Origin of the sequence: Lentzea sp. NBC_00516, assembly GCF_036346835.1 — a bacterium.
GTDB classification, from domain to species: domain Bacteria; phylum Actinomycetota; class Actinomycetes; order Mycobacteriales; family Pseudonocardiaceae; genus Lentzea; species Lentzea sokolovensis.
Genome location: NZ_CP107840.1, coordinates 7,760,517 through 7,777,835, shown reverse-complemented (window position 1 = coordinate 7,777,835; position 17,319 = coordinate 7,760,517). Strand labels below are relative to the sequence as shown.

The following is a 17,319-nucleotide window of genomic DNA, read 5'->3' as shown; positions in this document are numbered from 1 at the left end:
GGTCTGGGGGCAGAGCCCCCCAGGGGAAGCACCCAACGCAAGCCGGCCGCCCGCAAAGCGACCACCCACAAAGCCGCGGAACGCACCGATAACCACGCTGACGCAGGCGTCCCCCCGATCCGGGAACCCCTACAACTCAACCTACTCAGCACCCCCGACAAGATCAGAAACACAAAAACGGGCGTGCACCCCCAGCAAAGGGGATACACGCCCGTTCAAGCACTAAAAGCCAAAACGCCAACCCCAGAAGGGGCTGAGATCACTTGACGGTGATCTTGGCGCCCGCAGCCTCGAGCTTCTCCTTGGCGGCGTCGGCAACATCCTTCGCCACGCCCTCGAGGATCGCCTTCGGAGCCGACTCGACGAGCTCCTTGGCCTCCTTCAGACCCAGACCAGAGACGACCTCGCGGACGACCTTGATGACCTGGATCTTCTTCTCGCCGGCGGACTCGAGGACGACGTTGAAGTCCGTCTGCTCCTCGACCTCTTCGACAGCCGCGCCGGGGCCGGCGGCGGCAACGGCGACGGGCGCCGCGGCGGTGACCTCGAAGGTCGTCTCGAACTGCTTCACGAACTCGGACAGCTCGAGGAGGGTCATCTCCTTGAACGCGTCGAGCAGCTCTTCGGTGCTGAGCTTCGCCATGATCGGCGGTCCTTTCTAATCTCCCGCGCGAAAGCGTCGGGCGTGTCTTTGGGTGATCAGCTTTCGGCGGGAGCGTCGGCTTCGGCGGCGGGAGCCGCGGCGGCCTTCTTCTCCTGCAGGGCAGCAGCCAGGCGAGCGACCTGGGAAGCCGGGGCGTTGAACAGACCCGCGGCCTTGGCCAGGTTGCCCTTCATCGCGCCCGCGAGCTTCGCGAGCAGCACCTCACGGGTTTCGAGGTCCGCGATAGCGGCGACCTCGTCGACCGAGAGCGGGCGGCCATCCATGTAGCCGCCCTTGATGATCAGGGCCTTGTTGTCCTTCGCGAAGTCGCGGATCGCCTTGGCGGCGTCCACGGGCTCGCCCTCGACGAACGCGATGGCGGTCGGACCGGACAGAAGAGCCTCGAGGCCCTCCACACCGGCGTCCGCGGCAGCGAGCTTGACGAGCGTGTTCTTCGCGACGGTGTACTTGGTGCCCGCGCCGAGAGCGCGACGCAGCGTGGTGAGCTGCGCCATGGAGAGGCCACGGTACTCAGTGACAACCGCTGCCGAGCTGGTGCGGAACGAATCCGCGAGCTCAGCGACCGCCGTAACCTTCGTGGGCTTCGCCATGATCGCCTCCTCTCTGGGCTGGGTTAGACCCGGTGAGAAGGCTCCGAAACAACAAAAACGCCCTCGCGCACAAGCAGCACGGGGCGTCGTAAGACTGACCTCGTCCTCCCTGCGCGGGCCGCCCGTGTTGCAACGGGGCCTTCGCTCTCCCTGAGGAGAACACCTGCGGTCTTCGGTAGAACCAGGCAAAACAGTACTCGACTGTGTACCGCCGTTCCAAATCGGCATGATGTGACCTGTGACCGACGAGCCCGGCAAGGACCTCGCGCCCCGCCAGCCGCAGCCGCCCACCCCGCAACCGCCCGCACCGCAGGTGGACCCGGAGCAGCTGCGGCAGTTCCAGGAGTTCCAGCGCTTCCAGGAGTACCAGCGCTACCAGGAGTCGACGGGCCAGGCACCCCAGGCCCCGAAGCAGCCCGGCGGCAAGCGCTGGTGGCTCGTCGTGCTCGGCAGCAGCATCTTCTGGCGGGCGCTCTTCTTCCTGCTCGTCGTCTTCTCCGCGGTCTGGGCCTACAACCACTTCTTCGGCGTCGACGATCCCGGCGACATCGCCAGCAACAGCGGCGGCGTGACGGGCGCGGCCCAGGGTCTGGCAGCACCGGCAGGCCTGCAGGGCACCGTCGGCATGTTCTACAAGCACGTGTCGTTCGCCGACACGACCCGCGCATGCACGCTCTTCCTGCGCGACGACACCCGGCAGAAGTTCGCGAACGCTTACGGCGCAAGCGATTGCGCGGACGCGGTCAAGACGCTGAAGTCCAAGGTCACCAGCGTCGACAAGTACCAGCAGGTCATGTTCCCGCCGGACATGCTCAAGACCCCGACCACCACCAAGGTCACCATCGACTCCTGCGCCCTGACCGTCGAGGGCGGCCCGCGCCTCGGCACGTTCGTGGTCGAGAAGATCAACGCGGGCTGGGTCATCACCGACTGGTCCGAAAGCACCTGCGGCTAGAACGACTCGACGGCGCGAGCGAGGCTCTCCTCCCCGCGCCCCTCGGCAACCTGCCGATCGACCAACGCCTTGAACGCCTCGAGCCCGGCGAACGGCACACCCTGCGCCTGGGCCGCGCGGATCAACGTGTCCAGCCCCGACTGGTTCATCGCCAGGCTCGACTCCCCGCCGGCGTAACTCCCGCCGTCGATCTCCCCCGCGAACGTGGTCAGCGCGGGCTGAAGATCGGTCAACCACGACAACAACAACGGCGTGAGCTCACCGACCTCGATCCCGTTGGCCCGCGCCAGCGCGGCCGCGTGCAGGAACCCGCCGAGCAGCCCGTACATCCCGGACAGGATCGCCACGTCGTACCCGGAAGCGCGGCCGGCGTCCACACCCAGGAACGTGACCTTTCCCAGCTGCGCCAACGACTTCTGCCACCGCTCATGCACAACAGCGGATCCGCTGTAGATGATCGACGACGCATCGGTGCCGATCGTCTGGGGCACCGCGTACACCGCGCCGTGCAGGTACTCGGCCCCGTTCGCCGCAGCCCACCCAGCCAGCTCACGCGCGTCATCAGGAGTGCCGGAGGTGAGGTTCACCAACGCCTTCCCGCGCACGTTCACACCAGTCAGAACCTGTTGTGCCGCTTGATGATCGAGCATCGCGACGACCACGAGTCCACTCGCCGCCACCGCGTCCGCCGCAGTGCTCGCGACGGTCGCCGCAAGTCCCTCGGCCTTCGCGGCAGAACGGTTCCAGACCGTCACAGCACGGTCCGCCCGCAGAAACGTCTCCGCGAGCGCGCGTCCAAGATTGCCCAGCCCCAGCACGGTGATCGCTTCAGAAGTCATGGGTCCAGCTTCGCCGCGCGTGATCAACTCGACCAGTGACCGGAATGACCCCTGTCACCAAATTCCTGCCATAGGCTGGATCCCATGAGTGCCGGCTCCGTCGCCCTGATCGTGCCCAGCGACTTCGGTGTGCCCGACCTCTACGAGCTGGGCATCCCCGCCGCCGTCTTCGGCACGCCACAACCCGATCTCGCAGATCCCTGGTACGAGTTGTGGTTGTGCGGAACCGGATCCAGCACGCGCGGCACCGGTCCCGGATTCACCCTGCACACCACCCACGGCCTCGATGACGTCGTGCACGCGGACACCGTCTTCGTGTCGTGGGTGCCGGAAGAGGTGATCGAGGACAACGCACCCGTGCCGCCAGAACTGGTCTCCGCGCTGCGCAAAGCGCACGACAACGGTGCGCGGATCGTCTCCCAATGCGTTGGCGCGTACGCACTCGCCGCGGCCGGCCTGCTCGACGGCCGCAGGGCGACCGCGCACTGGATGCACACCGCTCTGCTGGCCGAGCGCCATCCGAAGATCGAGGTCGACGACTCGGTGCTCTACGTCGACGAGGGGGACGTGCTGACCAGCGCGGGCATGACCGCCGGGCTCGACCTCTGTCTGCACCTGGTGCGCCAGGACCTGGGCGCCCACGTTGCCGACCAGCTGGCTCGCCGGATGATCGTGCCGGGGCACCGCCCGGGAAGCCGGAGCCAGGTCATCGACCTGTCGGTCCCGCCGGACAACAGCGAGAGCCTGGAGTCGGCGCTCGACTGGGCACGCACCCGTCTCGACGAACCGCTGACCATCGACGACCTGGCCCGCAGGGCCGCGATGAGCCCGCGAACCTTCTACCGCAAGCTCCAGGCCTCGACCGGCACGACACCGTTGCAGTGGCTGCTCAACGAACGCGTCGCGCGGGCGCAGGCGTTGCTGGAGTCCACCGACCTGTCCGTGGAGAAGATCGCGGGACTGAGTGGAATCGGCACGGCCAACAACCTCCGTCACCACTTCCTGAAGCAGGTCGGGACCTCGCCCAGCGACTATCGGCAGGCGTTCCCGCGGAAGCCGTGACATGCAGAAAGGCCCCCGGCGAACCGGGGGCCTTTCTCAGCTAGCTAACGAACCGGGGAGGCTCAGGCCTCGTCCACCAGCAGGTTGCGGGTGCGGTTCGGGTCGACCGGGATGCCAGGGCCCATCGTCGTGGAGACGACGACCTTCTTGACGTACCGGCCCTTGGCCGCGGACGGCTTCGCACGGAGGATCTCGTCCAGCGCGGCGCCGTAGTTCTCGACCAGCTTCTCGGAGTCGAACGAGACCTTGCCGATGACGAAGTGCAGGTTGGCCTGCTTGTCAACGCGGAAGTTGATCTTTCCGCCCTTGATCTCGTTGACGGCCTTCGCGACCTCGGGGGTCACGGTGCCGGTCTTCGGGTTCGGCATCAGGCCACGCGGGCCCAGGATGCGGGCGATGCGACCGACCTTGGCCATCTGGTCGGGGGTCGCGATCGCGGCGTCGAAGTCGAGCCAGCCACCCTGGATGCGCTCGATCAGGTCCTCGGAGCCAACAGCGTCCGCACCGGCGGCCTCGGCCTCAGCGGCCTTGTCGCCAACTGCGAAGACGATCACGCGGGCGGTCTTGCCCGTACCGTGCGGCAGATTCACGGTGCCGCGGACCATCTGGTCGGCCTTGCGAGGGTCGACGCCGAGGCAGATCGCAACCTCGACGGTCGCGTCCAGCTTCACCTTGGACGTTTCCTTGGCGAGCTTGGCGGCCTCGAGCGGCGAGTACAGCCGCTCCCGGTCCACCAGCTCTGATGCGGCCTTGTAGGCCTTGCTGCGCTTCATAACTCTGTCCTTCGTGGATCAGTTCGTGGTGAATGAGCCGCGCTCGGCTCTCCCACGCTTGCTAGAAAAGAGGGTGTGGTCAGCCTTCGACCGTGATGCCCATGGAACGGGCGGTGCCGGCGATGATCTTCGCGGCCTGGTCGATGTCGTTCGCGTTCAGGTCGACCATCTTGACCTGCGCGATGCTGCGCACCTGCTCCATGGTCACCTTGGCGACCTTGACGCGGTGGGGCTCGCCCGATCCCTTGTCGACACCTGCGGCGGCGAGGATGAGTCGCGCGGCCGGCGGGGTCTTCAGCTTGAAGTCGAACGAGCGGTCTTCGTACACGGAGATCTCAACCGGCACGACCTGACCGCGCTGCGACTCGGTCGCGGCGTTGTAGGCCTTGCAGAACTCCATGATGTTGACGCCGTGCTGACCCAGCGCGGGACCAACGGGAGGCGCCGGGTTGGCGGCACCAGCCTTGATCTGCAGCTTGATGATCGCTGACAGCTTCTTCTTCTTGGGAGGCATTGTCCGTACTTCCTGTTATTGCAGTGTCCGCGCGCGGCTCTGCCAGCCGCAGCGTGGCCGATCGGTCATCCGGTGAAGGAGACCGCTCAGATCTTGGAGACCTGGCTGAACGACAGCTCGACCGGCGTCTCCCGGCCGAAGATCGACACCAGGACCTTCAGCTTCTGGCCGTCCGCGTTGACCTCGCTGATGGTGGCGGGCAGCGTGGCGAACGGGCCGTCCATGACGGTGACCGACTCGCCGACCTCGAAGTCGACCTCGATGGTCGGCTTCGACACGGTGGTGGAGGCGGTCTTCTTGCCCTCGGCCGGCTTCTGCTCCTGCTGCGGGAGCAGGAACTTCAGCACCTCGTCGATCGTGAGGGGCGAGGGCTTCGAGGTGGCTCCGACGAACCCGGTGACGCCCGGCGTGTTGCGGACGGCGCTCCAGGACGCGTCGGTGAGCTCCATGCGGACCAGGATGTAGCCGGGCAGCACCTTGCGCTGCACCAGCTTGCGCTGGCCGTTCTTGATCTCGGTGACCTCTTCGGTCGGCACCTCGACCTGGAAGATGTAGTCCTCCATGTCGAGCGTGTGGATACGAGTCTCGAGGTTCGCCTTGACCTTGTTCTCGTAGCCCGCGTACGAGTGCACGACGTACCAGTCGCCGGGCGCGCGGCGCAGGGCCTGGCGCAGCTCTTCGGCGGGGTCCTCGGGCTCTTCGTCGATCGGCGTCTCGTCGATCGCGAGAACGTCACCGTCTTCCGAGGCGACGGACTCGTCGCTCTCGTCCGCGGTGTCAGTGTCCTCGGAGTCCACAGCCTCCGACTCGACCGTCTCGTCGGCAGCGGTGTCCTCGGACACCTCGTCGTCGATGAGGTCGGTCTTCTCCTGGGCGTCGACGCCGTTATCGGAGGTCACTGTGGATCTCGCTTCCTGATTGCAGCGGCAGCTGTGCGGCTTAGCCGAACAACTCGAAAACAGCCGCGCCGAAGCCGAGGTCGAGAGCCCACACCAGCGCAACCATGAAGACCACGAACACCAGCACGACGCCGGTGTAGGTGACGAGCTGCTTGCGCGTCGGCCAGATCACCTTGCGGAGTTCGCTGACGACCTCGCGGAGGTAGCGGAAGCCTCGCCCGATCAGCGAGGGACGCTTCTCCTGCCCTTCACGGGTCTTGGTCGGGCGACCCTTCTTCGCGTCCTCGTCCGACTCCTCGGACTTGGCGACGCTCTTCTTCGACTCAGCGCTGCTGCCGTCCTTGCGGGCGGCCGGGCGGGAGGAGGCACGACGTTCACGTCGCGCCGCAGCAGTGGACGGCCGGACAGCGCCTTCGCGCTCCTCCGGCTGGTCCTGCTCGCGGCCCTCGCTCATGCCGTGCCTCCACTCCACCCATGACGCGCTTCGACAGCAGGGGCGACAGGACTTGAACCTGCAACCTGCGGTTTTGGAGACCGCTGCTCTGCCAGTTGAGCTACACCCCTTTGAGATCCCAGCTGGGATCCCCTGGCCAAGCAGGAAGTGTACGGGAGCCTGTCCCGTCCATTCCAACCAGACCGCTCAAGCACTTGCCGAGCGGCCTGTCGCACAGCCTACCCACACGCCGGCGGAGAAGACGAATCAGGGTCGTGCAACTGAGGTGCCCACCGCGCCCGAATCTCCCTTGAGCACCGCAAACACCACCGGGCCGGATCGCCCGGCGGTGTTCTTGATCACAAGATCAAGCGACGCGCACGCGAGCGAAAGCACCTGTCAACACCGACTTGCCCTCAAAAGCCGCGGTGATGTTGACCTTCACAGTTCCGTCCTCGAAGTCCTTGGTGACCTTCGCGGTGACCTCGACCAGCGCACCCTCGTCGTCGTTGGGCACCACGACGGGCCTGCCGAACCGGCAGCCGTACTCGACGATCGCACCGGGGTCGCCGATCCACTCCGCGACGATCCGCGAGGCCACGGCCATGGTCAGCATGCCGTGCGCGATCACGTCCGGCAGGCCGACGTCCTTCGCGGTCTTCTCGTTCCAGTGGATGGGGTTGAAGTCCAGCGAGGCGCCCGCGTAGCGGACCAGGTCGTCGCGCTTGAGGCGCACGGACAGCGCCGGCAGTTCCGTTCCGACTTCGACGGTCACGCGTCTTCTCCCCTCACGACGAGCATCGACCTGGCGGTGGTGACGGGCTCGCCGTCCACCGTGGTGATCTCGGTCCGCACGGTCACCATGTCGTTGCCCATGCGGGACGTGATGGCGTCGATGTGCGCCGTGCTGACGAGCTGGTCGCCCGCCGTGATGGCGCGGTGGTGCGTGAAGTTCTGGTCGCCGTGCACGACGCGGCTGTAGTCGAGCTTCAGCTCAGGGTCGAACATGACGGTCTCGTTCGTCTTCATCGACACGACGATGGCGAACGTCGGCGGAGCGATGACGTCCTTGTGCCCCAACGCCTTCGCGGCTTCCGCGTCGAGGTAGGCCGGGCTGGTCGCGCCGATCGCCTCGGCGAACTCGCGGATCTTCTCGCGGCTCACGTCGTACGGCTGCGACGGCGGATAACTACGTCCGATGAAAACGGGGTCGAGAGGCACCGAGTGAGCCTATATGCGACGAGGCCCGCCCCACGGATGTGGGACGGGCCTCGTCGAAGAGTGGCTACGCGCTCAGCGGGTTTCCTTGTGCGAGCGGTGCGTCTTGCAGTTCGGGCAGAACTTCTTGATCTCCAGGCGGTCCGGGTCGTTGCGACGGTTCTTCCTGGTGATGTAGTTCCGGTGCTTGCACTCCTCGCACGCGAGGGTGATCTTCGGGCGTACGTCGGTTGCAGCCACGGTCCTTGCCTTCCTGAGAGCGCACTTGCCCCGGCCTCAGATTGAGGCACCCGGTGCGGGCTTACCGCCCGGCGGGGATCCTGCTGAGTAGCGGTGGCCGGACTTGAACCGGCGACACAGCGATTATGAGCCGCTTGCTCTACCAACTGAGCTACACCGCTTTACACAACTACAAGCCGCAGCGCTCAGCACTGCGGCCAGTAGTGGAGCCCCTTTACGGAATCGAACCGTAGACCTTCTCCTTACCATGGAGACGCTCTGCCGACTGAGCTAAAGGGGCTTGCTCTTTCGTTCTTGCCGAGCGAGGACAACTCTACAACACGCCTCAACCAAGAACGAAATCCGGGGGTCCCCTCAGTGGACCAAGGTGAGCACCGTCTCATCGCGAGCACCCCTGACCTGCACAGTTCGGGCGCGCAGCCAGGCCTCGAAGCGATCTTCGGACAGCGGCCGCGAGATCAAGTAGCCCTGAGCGACGTCGCAGCCCATGCCCACCAACTGATCCCGCGCGGCGTCGTCCTCAACGCCCTCCGCCACGACCACGAGGCCGAGCGAGTGCCCGAGCTCCACGATCGACCGGACCACGGCCATGTCGCCGAGATCCGTGCCCATCCCGAGCACGAACGACTTGTCGATCTTCACCTCGTCGACCGGCAACTGCCTCAGGTAGGCCAGGGACGAGTAGCCGGTGCCGAAGTCGTCGACCGCCAGCACGACACCGATCGCGTGCAGGCGCCGCAGCACCGGCAGAGCGCGCTCAGGATCGGCCATGACGCCGGACTCGGTGAGTTCGAAGGTCAACAGGCCCGACGGCACGTCGTGGCGCTCCAGGGCGGCCTCGACGCGGTTCGGGAAGTCCTCGTCGCCCAGAGTGCGAACCGACAGGTTGACCGCGATGGACATCCGCAGCCCCCGGTCGAGCCAGCGGCGCACGCGTTCCAACGCCCGATCCATCACGAAGTCGGTCAGCACGTCCACGAGACCAGTGGCTTCGACGGCGGGCACGAACTCGTCCGGGTCGACGCGGCCGAACTCCGGATGTGTCCAGCGCACCAACGCTTCGGCGCCCACGACCTGACGTGACGGCAGGGCGACCTTCGGCTGGTAGTGCACCGAGATCTGGCCGGTCTCGACGGCCTGGCGGAACTGCGTGACGAGCTGGAAGCGGCGCAGGAACAGGTGGCCCATCGACGGCGCGTAGGCCTTCACCGGCGTGCCCTCGGACGTCGCGCGCACGGCGACATCTGCCCGCTGCAGCAACGCGTCGGGGTCCGGGTCCTCGGTCTCGGAGTCCGCCTTGGACGCGTACCCCACGACCGCGGAGGCCTCGACGGTCAGCCGGTCGACGGGGTACGGCACGGAAAGCCCTGCCCGCAACCGTTCCGCGGTCTCGTGGGCGGTGGCCGCACGCTCGTCGTCGAGGTACGCGGCGAACGCGCCACCCTCCAGGCGAGCCAGCGGCACGTCAGCGCCGAGAGCGTCCCGCAGCCGGCGCCCGGCGGCGACGACCATCCGGTTTCCCCAGGCCTGGCCCAGCGCGTCGGACACCGTCGACAGGATGTCGAGGTCGATGCGCAGCACCACACCGCTCTGGGACTCGCGCAACGGTTCTGCGCACGCCTCGCGGAAGCCTGGCCGGTTCAGCAGACCCGTCAGCGGGTCGTGGTAGGCGTCGTGGCGCAGTCGGGCCAGCAGACGCCGGTTGTCCACGGCCGTCGCGAGGTGCGAGGCCAGGGTCCTGAGCAGCTGGATGTCCGCCTTGCCGAAACCACGCCAGCGGGACAGCCGGTCGTGCGCCTCGACGGCACCGAGGAGCTGGGTCGCGCCGCGCAACGGGACGACCAGCGCTTCTTGCGCATCACGGCGCAGCAGGGCCTCCGTGACGTCCTCTGTCGCGTCGGCCACGCGGTAGTAGCGGACGTGCGTGCCCGGCAGTTGCAGAACCGGGTCTTCGCGGACGGCACGGGGATCCGTCGCGGTCATCTCGTCGGGCAGCGGTTCGCCTGCGACGAGGGTGATCATGGCTTCCTGCGGGTCGGTGCGCAGGCGCAGCACGACCCTGTTGGCGTTGAGCTGCTCGCGGATGCGTTCCGCGATGAGCTGCCACTCGTCCTCTTCGACGCCGGTGGTGAGGTCGTCGTCGGGCTGGCGCGGGCCGGTGCCGTGCTGTCCCGACCTCGCGACACGGAGGCTGACCTCGCTCAACGCCTCCAGGTCGCGCTGTTCGCGCAGCAGCCCGGAGTAGGCGAGATAGGTGGCCACGATGCCCGCGAGCACCAGGATGATCAGGACACCGCCCCAGTCGGTGGTGGCGACGATCTGGTAGCCGACGAGGCCGATCGAGGTGTTCAGCAGCGCCACGACCAGCGTCTGCAACACGAGACGGAGGCTGTTGCCGACGCGCATCGACTTGCCCATGAGGCGCAACGCGCAGAGGCCCAGCACGCTCGCGAGGAGCGGCACGGTGATGGTTCCGACGAACGCACCGGCCCAGAACGGACCGCCGGCGCCGATCATGCGCTTCACGGCCTCCGCGGCGGCGAACGCCACGGAGATCTCCATGAACATGAGGCCCGCGTTGTAGACGGCCCTGTCCAGGATCCGCCTGCCGAGCAACGTGCCCACGCCCGCGACCACGTGTGCGGCGAGCACGATCTCGAACGGCGCCACCAGCAGGCCCAGGACCAGTGGGATCTCGGTGAAGGAGATCGTCCACGCGACGCCGCTGCGGACGTCGACGTTGATCGCGAGCTGTTCCGCCAGCAGAAAGCCGACGACGAGTAGAGGGCCGATCCAGAAGAGAGAGGTCGTCTCCCTCTCCGGGAGCCAGACCGCGACCATGGCCGCGCAGGCGATGCCGGCCACCAGGAGGGTGACGGCGAACGCGCTGAACGCGCGGTTGGTCGACTTGGCCGACCAGGCGGCCGAGTCCGACACGGGGGCCGACGCTCGGTCGGACATCCAGCCTCCTCGTCGGCCTGGGTGGGGGTACCTCTAGGCGTGACTGAGGGGTCCCGCACTTCGCGATCAGGACCCCTCCAGGGGCACCAATGTACCCCGCTCGGGGGACGAAATGGCAGGTCGAGCACGTCTAGTGACATCTATTCACCCAGACGTGGTTACACGGCGAGGTGTCCCCGGAGCACCGTCACGGCCTGCCCCGAGAGCAGTACGCGATCTTGCGCGAGGGTGGTCCTGACGAACCCTCCGCGCGGCGACGCCTGCTCCGCCAGCAGGTCAGCCCGCTTGAGCCGGGGCACCCAATAGGACGCAAGGGTGCAGTGGGCCGATCCGGTGACGGGGTCCTCCGGGATGCCGACGGCCGGATAGAAGCACCGGCTGACGATGTCCGCTTCGCCGTCGCCGGCGGCCGTCACGATTACTCCGCGTGACGAAATTTGTGCCAGTCCTTGGACATCAGGTCGCAAGGATCGGACTTCCGCGGCACTCCCCAACTCGATCAGGTAGTCGAAGCGCCCACGCGACACGGACTTGATCGTCGCATGTGGCAGCGCTTCCTCTAGACCGATTGGCGGGTCAGTCAACTCTGGAGGGTCCGCGGGGAAGTCCATGCGGACCCATCCATCGTCGTTTGCGCATGTGAGCACCCCACTACGCGTGGTGAACGCCTGCTCTCCGCCCAGGACGTGCGCGGTGGCGAGGGTGGCGTGCCCGCAGAGGTCCACCTCGACCTCCGGAGTGAACCAGCGGAGGTGGTTGTCCTGGGTGACGAAGGCCGTTTCGGCGTGCTTCATCTCCGCGGCGACGTGCTGCATCCAGGCGTCGTCGCGCGGCTCGGTGAGGAGCACGACCGCGGCGGGGTTGCCCGCGAAGGGCCGGTCGGTGAACGAATCCACGACGAAGATCTCCACAGCCCGACCCTGCCATGCTCAGATGGGGCGTGACCGAGATTTTCTCTTACCGCGAGACAGATCCGGACTCCCTACTCCTCACCTGGGGCGCCCACCGCACGCACAGCCTGACGTGGCAGCCCGGCTGCGACCTGCCGGCGTTGCTCGACGAGTGGGAGACCCGCCTCACCGGCCTGGACGACCCCGAGACCGTGGCGATCGTGACAGTGCCGAGCCACGAGACCGCGGCCGCGCTGCCGTTGGTGCACCACGGCTTCGCGCCGCTCACGGTGGTCGCCGAACGCCTTGCCGGACGTTCCTCCGCGGCGCGGCCGTCCACTGTGCGCATCCGTCCCGCGACCTCTGCCGACCTGGACGTCGCCGTCGAACTGAACATGCACACGGTCCGGTACGACGCGGCGTTCGGTCTGGTCACCGAACGCCCGAACACCGCGGAGCACCTGCGGACCGCGCTGGCCGAGGTGCTCGGCCGCGACCACGAGGCGATGTGGCTCGCCGTCCTGGGCGACACGCCCGTCGGCATGATCTACGTCGACATGCCGCAGGACGCGGGATGGATCGAGCGGTTCGCCACGGTGCGCCCGTCCGCGTACCTCGGGCATCTCGGCGTCCGGCCGGACGTGCGGGGCAGCGGGGCGGGCAGCGCACTTGCGGCGCACGCGCACGCCGTTCTGGACGACGCCGGCGTGGCGTCGACGCTGCTCCACCACGCTTTGCCGAATCCGCGCTCGACGCCGTTCTGGTACGCGAACGGCTATCGGCCGGCCTGGACGACCTGGGCGCGCCGTCCCGCGTTGCGCTCTTCTCCCGGCGTGTCTTCGCAACCCGATCGGCCTAGTGGGACATGATCTACCCGTTCACACAAGCGAAGAAGCCAAACGAACCCGTACTTGTGGAACGGATCCGGCCTCTATATCGACAAAGGGGATAACGGATTCGAACACTCCTGGGGGGTCGAGATGGAACTCAGCGGAAGAGCGAGAGCGATGCTGCGGGCTGTCGCCGCGGGACGCGCCGAGGTCACAGGCGGGGTCGAGCCCGATCTGTACGTCGACGGACTGCCCTGCTGCGACCAGATGGCGACGCACGACCTCGTGCACGCGGGACTGCTGCGCCCTTCGCAGCCAACGAGCTTCGGCCTTCGCGTCTGCGCGGAACTGACCGACGACGGCCGGGCGGCACTCGCCGCGATCTGATCGGCGTGTTGATCGCCCCGTGATCGAACATGTGTTCGATATGGGGTATGCTCCGCGCTGAAGCCGGCACGCAAGAGAGAGGAAGCTCTTGCGCGCCGGCTTCATCTTTTTCAGGCCACCTTCTGCTGCGTGGCAACGTTCATGCGGTTCCACAGGTTGATCGCGCCGATGGCGATCACGAGGCCCGCGAGCTCCTCCTCGCTGTAGTGCTTCGCGGCCTCGTCCCACACGTCGTCGCTCACGTGCACGTGGGTGATCTGCTCGGCGAGCGCGAACCCGGCCTTCTCGGCGTCGCTGTAGTACGGCACGTCCCGCCACCCCGCGACGGCGTAGACCTTCTCGTCCGCCACGTTCGCCTGGCGCAGCAGCTTGGTGTGGTGATCGATGCACATGCCGCAGCCGTTCATGATGCTGACCCGCAGGCAGATCAACTCGACGTAGTCCTCGTCCAGACCCGTCCTGGCCGCGGCTTCCGACAGGTCCAGCAGCGCCTTCATCGCGCCGGGCACGGACAAGATCGGGTTGGCGATCCTCATCTTCGTTCTCCTTCGTCGTCTTCTGCCTGGTCGACCCGGCAGCCGGCGAAGGTGTGACAGGTTGTCCGAAGATTTCTAGGCGCTGATCCCCTGGCCCAGTCCGCCGTCGACGGACAGGTCGGCGCCGGTCGTGAAGGTGGCGTCGAACGCCAGGAAGAGCACGGCGTCGGCGACCTCGTCCGCGGTGCCGTGCCGCTTGAGCGGCGTGATCCGGTCGCCCTCTTCCTTGAACCGCTGGAGGATCTCCTCCGGCACGCCCGTGACGCCCATCGACGGGGTGTCGATGAAGCCGGGGCTGACCACGTTGACCCTGATGCCGCGGGGCGCGAGCTCCGCCGCGAACGACCTGCCGAACGACCGCACCGCGGCCTTCGCCCCGGAGTAGGCGCTCATCCCCACGGCGCCGCCGGTCTGCGCGATCGACGTGGTGAAGACGATCGAGCCGCCGTCCTTGATCAGCGGCGCGAGCTTCTGCGCGGTGAAGAACGCACCCTTCGTGTTCACGTCGAACGTGCGGTCGTAGTCGTCCTCGGTGACGTCCGGAATCTCCAGCAGCGTCGCGTAGCCGACGTTGACGAAGAGCAGGTCGATCCCGCCCAGCCGCTCCCGGGTTTCGCGCTCGAGCGCGGTGATGTCGTCGAAGTTCGCCGCGTCCGACGCGATGACGTGCGCCTTGATGCCCTCGGCCTTCTCCGTGCTCCGCCCCGTCAGCAGCACCTCGGCGCCGCCGTCGACCAGCTTGTCGACCACCGCGCGTCCCATGCCGTGCGTGCCACCCGTGACGACGGCCTTCTTGCCCAGGTACTTCACTTCCGGATCTCCTCGATGACGCTGGCGATGCTGTGCGCGCCGTGGCCGTTGCTCTGGGCGCGTTCGAACAGGTCGTGCAGGGCCTGCGGAATGGTGGTGTCGAGGCCTTGCTCGCGATTGGCCTCGGCGAGCAGCCGCAGGCCGGACACGTTGATGTCCAGCGCGGACACGTCGGTCTCGTAGTTCCCGCTCTGCGTCACCGCCCCCATCTCGGAGAGGAACGTGGTCACGGTGGCGAGCCAGTCGGTGGCGAGCGGCGTGAACTTCTCCGGCGCGATCCCCGCGCTGCCGACCAGCGCGAGGGCCTGGAGGTAGCCGCCGAACACCGACCACATGACGCCGAGCAACGCCAGGTCGTACAGCGCGGCCAGTCCGGCGTCCTCGCCGAGGTGGACGGGTTCGCCGAAGACCTGCAGCACGTGGTGGTTCTCGTTGCCGCTGAACAGGATCCGCGCCTGCTCCGTACCGATCTGCTGCGGCACGGCCATGATCACGCCGTCCACGTACTCGACCCCGTTGGCCTCCGCCCACCGCGCGGTGGCACGAGCCTGCTCAGGCGTACCGGACGTCAGGTTGACGAGCGCCTTGATCTCGTTGGTGAGCAACGGTTGCTGAACGTCGTAAGTGGACAGACAGGTGACCACGACGTCGCTCCGGAACGCTTCTTCTGCTGACGCGACTCTCTTGGTACCTGCCGGCGTCGGCTTGTCCTCAGACCTGTTCCACACGGTCACTTCGTAACCCTCGTCGACGAGGGCTTTCGCCAGCGCGCTGCCCATCCTGCCCAGGCCGAGCACACTCACGGTCTTCTTGATCCCCATGCCGTGAATGCTCGTTCCAGCACTGACCAGACGACAAGTACCTACTATTTTGTCAGGTACCCACTTTTCGGTAAGGATCCTGGATGAAGCCACGGCAGTATGCGTGCGGCCTAGACGCGGCGATCGACGTGATCGGCGGCCGCTGGAAAGCACTCATCCTCTGGGCACTGCACCACGGCCCCGTGCGCACAGGCGAACTACGCCGCTCCGTGTCAGGCATCAGCGAGAAGATGCTCATCCAGGTGTTGCGCGAGATGGAAGCGGACGAGATCGTGCACCGCGAGGTGTTCCACGAGGTGCCGCCACGCGTCGAGTACTCACTGACTCCGCTGGGCGTACGCCTGAACGAGGCGCTGCACGCGTTGGGCGACTGGGGCGAGCAGAACATGCAGGCGATCGCACGCCGCCGAGGCGTGGCGCCCGCGCCACGGCACTGAGCAGCTATGCCCTGCGCAGCAGGAGCTCTGCCCACTTCGGCAGCTCGTAGCCACGAGCCGCGCCGGCCTCCCGCACACGAACCCGAAGCGGCTCAGGCAACGCGGCGACGACCTCCGCGATCGGCACGTCTCGGAGGATCAGCCCGGGAACGTCCTCGTACGGCGGGTACCTCTGGTACCCGCCGACACCGGCTGCGCTCCACGCCAGCAACTGCAACACGTTGGTCTCCGGATCCGTGCTGCGAATCCGCTTGCGTGCTTCGAGTCGGCGGCCATCTAGAAGTGACACATCATGTCGCCGGACATCTCCTCCAGCGCGGGCGGTATCGCTGCCTCCCGGGCCAGCCACTCCGGCCGTTCGCTGCCGCTCCGCAAAGAGTTCGACAAGCCGTGTTCTTCCAGCCAATGCAACAAGGGGCCGTCCGGAACGATCGCGAAGCCGCTGTACCTGTGCCAGTCGATCGCGCTGCTGCCGTGCAGAACGACCTCGGTGACGCACTCGCCCGCGGCACGTCGTCCAGTGCCGAGAGCGTCACCGATCGAGATAGACGACAGTGGCGTCGTCGGAAATCTTCTTGCGAGGCCAATCGACGGCCTTGACGTCTTCCTTTTCGACCGCGCGCATTTTGCGGATGAGGTCGTCCGGCCCGTTCGCGGCCATCAGTTCGAGCGCCTGACGCCAATCGAAGAGATTGAACAGGTCGACCGCACGCGCGGCACCGTCAGAGAGGATCGCAACGCGCCGCACGTCCGCCAACGGCACCTCACCCGTAAGCGCGTGCTCGACGTCCACGGCCTTCGCACCGGCCGTGCGCCGCGTCTGCGTATCGCTCACCACGAGCAACTCACCCTTGGTGTCGACCACGACAGTCGCGTCCCCAAGAACCAGGTACCGCAGCACGTCACCCTTGGTCTGCACCATCGCGATCGCCACGCTCGGCGAGTCGGGATGATCGAGGTCGCACGTACCGGAGTGCAGCTCAGCGGCCTGCGCGATCGCTTCCTTCAGCGCCACAGCCGGTTCGAGGTGGGCGAAGCGCAGGATCTCCGCGGACAACTGGTCGGCGAACCAGCCGACCCCGTGCTCGCACCCGGTCTCGGGCTTCGCCGTCACACCGTCGAGCACGGCGACCAGGTTCGGACCGACGAGCGCGCGGTCCTCGCTCGGTGCCGTTGTCCGGCCGGCTTCGGTAGCCATCTGCGTACGCACTGAGATCCCCCTCGGTCCGATACGACGATACGACGATGGGCCCCTGACCAGTCCGGTCAGAGGCCCATCAGTCCTGCGTGGCGGGTAGAGGATTCGAACCTCTGTAGCTTTCGCGACGGATTTACAGAGTGCCGCGACCACCACGCTTGACCTCGTGCTTTGCAGCCTACAGGCAAGATTTCGGCACCGATTCGGCAAGGGCGGACTCGTAGGCAGACCGGCGTTGAGCTGCGACAGCCTGTTTCGAGCA

22 protein-coding genes and 3 tRNA genes are annotated in these 17,319 nt (G+C 66.9%); 5 read left to right on the top strand and 20 right to left on the bottom strand.

The window, feature by feature from the left end:
* Positions 1–259 precede the first annotated feature (259 nt).
* Together rplL and rplJ are read right to left on the bottom strand one after the other, a co-directional pair.
* The gene (gene rplL, locus OG205_RS35855) at positions 260–643 is read right to left on the bottom strand and encodes a 50S ribosomal protein L7/L12 (protein ID WP_330272316.1); all 384 of its coding nucleotides are present in this window, start codon (positions 641–643) and stop codon (positions 260–262) included.
* A gap of 56 nt (positions 644–699) precedes the next feature.
* Positions 700–1,254 (bottom strand): 50S ribosomal protein L10, encoded by a 555-nt coding sequence (gene rplJ, locus OG205_RS35850; protein ID WP_319976896.1) that lies wholly within the window; start codon positions 1,252–1,254, stop codon positions 700–702.
* Positions 1,255–1,492: 238 nt separating this feature from the next.
* Here rplJ and OG205_RS35845 point away from each other — a divergent pair, with 238 nt between their 5' ends.
* On the top strand, positions 1,493–2,209 hold the full coding sequence (locus tag OG205_RS35845) for a hypothetical protein (protein ID WP_330272315.1): 717 nt from the start codon (positions 1,493–1,495) through the stop codon (positions 2,207–2,209).
* Here OG205_RS35845 and OG205_RS35840 read toward each other — a convergent pair.
* Positions 2,206–3,048, bottom strand: a complete 843-nt coding sequence (locus OG205_RS35840; protein ID WP_330272314.1) for an NAD(P)-dependent oxidoreductase — start codon at positions 3,046–3,048, stop codon at positions 2,206–2,208. The genes OG205_RS35845 and OG205_RS35840 overlap by 4 nt on opposite strands.
* A gap of 84 nt (positions 3,049–3,132) precedes the next feature.
* Here OG205_RS35840 and OG205_RS35835 point away from each other — a divergent pair, with 84 nt between their 5' ends.
* A complete protein-coding gene (locus tag OG205_RS35835) occupies positions 3,133–4,110 on the top strand; it encodes a helix-turn-helix domain-containing protein (protein WP_330272313.1) in 978 nt (325 codons plus the stop codon).
* Between the two features lie 62 nt (positions 4,111–4,172).
* On the opposite strand, the gene rplA is transcribed toward OG205_RS35835, so the two are convergent.
* The 12 genes from rplA to OG205_RS35775 all read right to left on the bottom strand — a co-directional run bounded on the left by rplA (position 4,173) and on the right by OG205_RS35775 (position 12,059).
* Positions 4,173–4,883: a 50S ribosomal protein L1 gene (gene rplA, locus OG205_RS35830; protein WP_330272312.1), complete on the bottom strand. Its 711-nt coding sequence runs from the start codon at positions 4,881–4,883 to the stop codon at positions 4,173–4,175.
* A gap of 79 nt (positions 4,884–4,962) precedes the next feature.
* Positions 4,963–5,397 (bottom strand): 50S ribosomal protein L11, encoded by a 435-nt coding sequence (gene rplK / locus OG205_RS35825; RefSeq protein ID WP_030478269.1) that lies wholly within the window; start codon positions 5,395–5,397, stop codon positions 4,963–4,965.
* Positions 5,398–5,483: 86 nt separating this feature from the next.
* Complete coding sequence (nusG, locus tag OG205_RS35820) at positions 5,484–6,296, bottom strand: transcription termination/antitermination protein NusG (RefSeq protein ID WP_330272311.1); 813 nt, start codon at positions 6,294–6,296, stop codon at positions 5,484–5,486.
* A 40-nt stretch (positions 6,297–6,336) separates the two neighbouring features.
* Positions 6,337–6,750 carry a preprotein translocase subunit SecE gene (gene secE, locus OG205_RS35815; protein WP_319976890.1) on the bottom strand — a complete coding sequence of 138 codons (414 nt, stop codon included), beginning with the start codon at positions 6,748–6,750 and terminating at the stop codon, positions 6,337–6,339.
* Positions 6,751–6,787: 37 nt separating this feature from the next.
* Positions 6,788–6,860: transfer RNA gene (locus tag OG205_RS35810), tRNA-Trp, on the bottom strand.
* Positions 6,861–7,096: 236 nt separating this feature from the next.
* Positions 7,097–7,504, bottom strand: a complete 408-nt coding sequence (locus OG205_RS35805; protein WP_319976889.1) for a MaoC/PaaZ C-terminal domain-containing protein — start codon at positions 7,502–7,504, stop codon at positions 7,097–7,099.
* Entirely contained in the window at positions 7,501–7,950 is a 450-nt protein-coding gene (locus OG205_RS35800) for a MaoC family dehydratase N-terminal domain-containing protein (protein ID WP_330272310.1), read from the bottom strand. The genes OG205_RS35805 and OG205_RS35800 overlap by 4 nt, the downstream gene beginning before the upstream one ends.
* A gap of 72 nt (positions 7,951–8,022) precedes the next feature.
* On the bottom strand, positions 8,023–8,187 hold the full coding sequence (gene rpmG, locus OG205_RS35795; protein ID WP_319976887.1) for a 50S ribosomal protein L33: 165 nt from the start codon (positions 8,185–8,187) through the stop codon (positions 8,023–8,025).
* A gap of 88 nt (positions 8,188–8,275) precedes the next feature.
* Positions 8,276–8,348, bottom strand: a tRNA-Met gene (locus OG205_RS35790).
* Between the two features lie 43 nt (positions 8,349–8,391).
* Positions 8,392–8,467, bottom strand: a tRNA-Thr gene (locus OG205_RS35785).
* A 74-nt stretch (positions 8,468–8,541) separates the two neighbouring features.
* A complete protein-coding gene (locus tag OG205_RS35780; RefSeq protein WP_330272309.1) occupies positions 8,542–11,148 on the bottom strand; it encodes a putative bifunctional diguanylate cyclase/phosphodiesterase in 2,607 nt (868 codons plus the stop codon).
* Between the two features lie 158 nt (positions 11,149–11,306).
* Positions 11,307–12,059 (bottom strand): PhzF family phenazine biosynthesis protein, encoded by a 753-nt coding sequence (locus OG205_RS35775; RefSeq protein WP_330272308.1) that lies wholly within the window; start codon positions 12,057–12,059, stop codon positions 11,307–11,309.
* Between the two features lie 29 nt (positions 12,060–12,088).
* Here OG205_RS35775 and OG205_RS35770 point away from each other — a divergent pair, with 29 nt between their 5' ends.
* Together OG205_RS35770 and OG205_RS35765 are read left to right on the top strand one after the other, a co-directional pair.
* Positions 12,089–12,907, top strand: coding sequence for a GNAT family N-acetyltransferase (locus OG205_RS35770; RefSeq protein ID WP_330272307.1), 819 nt, complete (start codon positions 12,089–12,091; stop codon positions 12,905–12,907).
* A gap of 138 nt (positions 12,908–13,045) precedes the next feature.
* Positions 13,046–13,255, top strand: coding sequence for a hypothetical protein (locus tag OG205_RS35765; RefSeq protein WP_319976883.1), 210 nt, complete (start codon positions 13,046–13,048; stop codon positions 13,253–13,255).
* Between the two features lie 110 nt (positions 13,256–13,365).
* Here OG205_RS35765 and OG205_RS35760 read toward each other — a convergent pair whose 3' ends face one another.
* The 3 genes from OG205_RS35760 to OG205_RS35750 form a co-directional block, all read right to left on the bottom strand.
* Entirely contained in the window at positions 13,366–13,791 is a 426-nt protein-coding gene (locus OG205_RS35760) for a carboxymuconolactone decarboxylase family protein (RefSeq protein WP_330272306.1), read from the bottom strand.
* Between the two features lie 75 nt (positions 13,792–13,866).
* Positions 13,867–14,601: an SDR family NAD(P)-dependent oxidoreductase gene (locus OG205_RS35755; RefSeq protein ID WP_330272305.1), complete on the bottom strand. Its 735-nt coding sequence runs from the start codon at positions 14,599–14,601 to the stop codon at positions 13,867–13,869.
* Positions 14,598–15,422 (bottom strand): NAD(P)-dependent oxidoreductase, encoded by an 825-nt coding sequence (locus tag OG205_RS35750; protein ID WP_330272304.1) that lies wholly within the window; start codon positions 15,420–15,422, stop codon positions 14,598–14,600. Before OG205_RS35750 ends, OG205_RS35755 begins: the two co-directional genes overlap by 4 nt.
* Positions 15,423–15,505: 83 nt before the next feature.
* On the opposite strand from OG205_RS35750, the gene OG205_RS35745 reads away from it, so the two are divergent.
* On the top strand, positions 15,506–15,859 hold the full coding sequence (locus tag OG205_RS35745) for a winged helix-turn-helix transcriptional regulator (protein ID WP_330272303.1): 354 nt from the start codon (positions 15,506–15,508) through the stop codon (positions 15,857–15,859).
* A gap of 4 nt (positions 15,860–15,863) precedes the next feature.
* Here OG205_RS35745 and OG205_RS35740 read toward each other — a convergent pair whose 3' ends face one another.
* Positions 15,864–16,079, bottom strand: coding sequence for a hypothetical protein (locus OG205_RS35740; protein WP_330272302.1), 216 nt, complete (start codon positions 16,077–16,079; stop codon positions 15,864–15,866).
* A 312-nt stretch (positions 16,080–16,391) separates the two neighbouring features.
* On the bottom strand, positions 16,392–17,057 hold the full coding sequence (locus OG205_RS35735) for a protein phosphatase 2C domain-containing protein (protein ID WP_330272301.1): 666 nt from the start codon (positions 17,055–17,057) through the stop codon (positions 16,392–16,394).
* Positions 17,058–17,319: the final 262 nt, after the last annotated feature.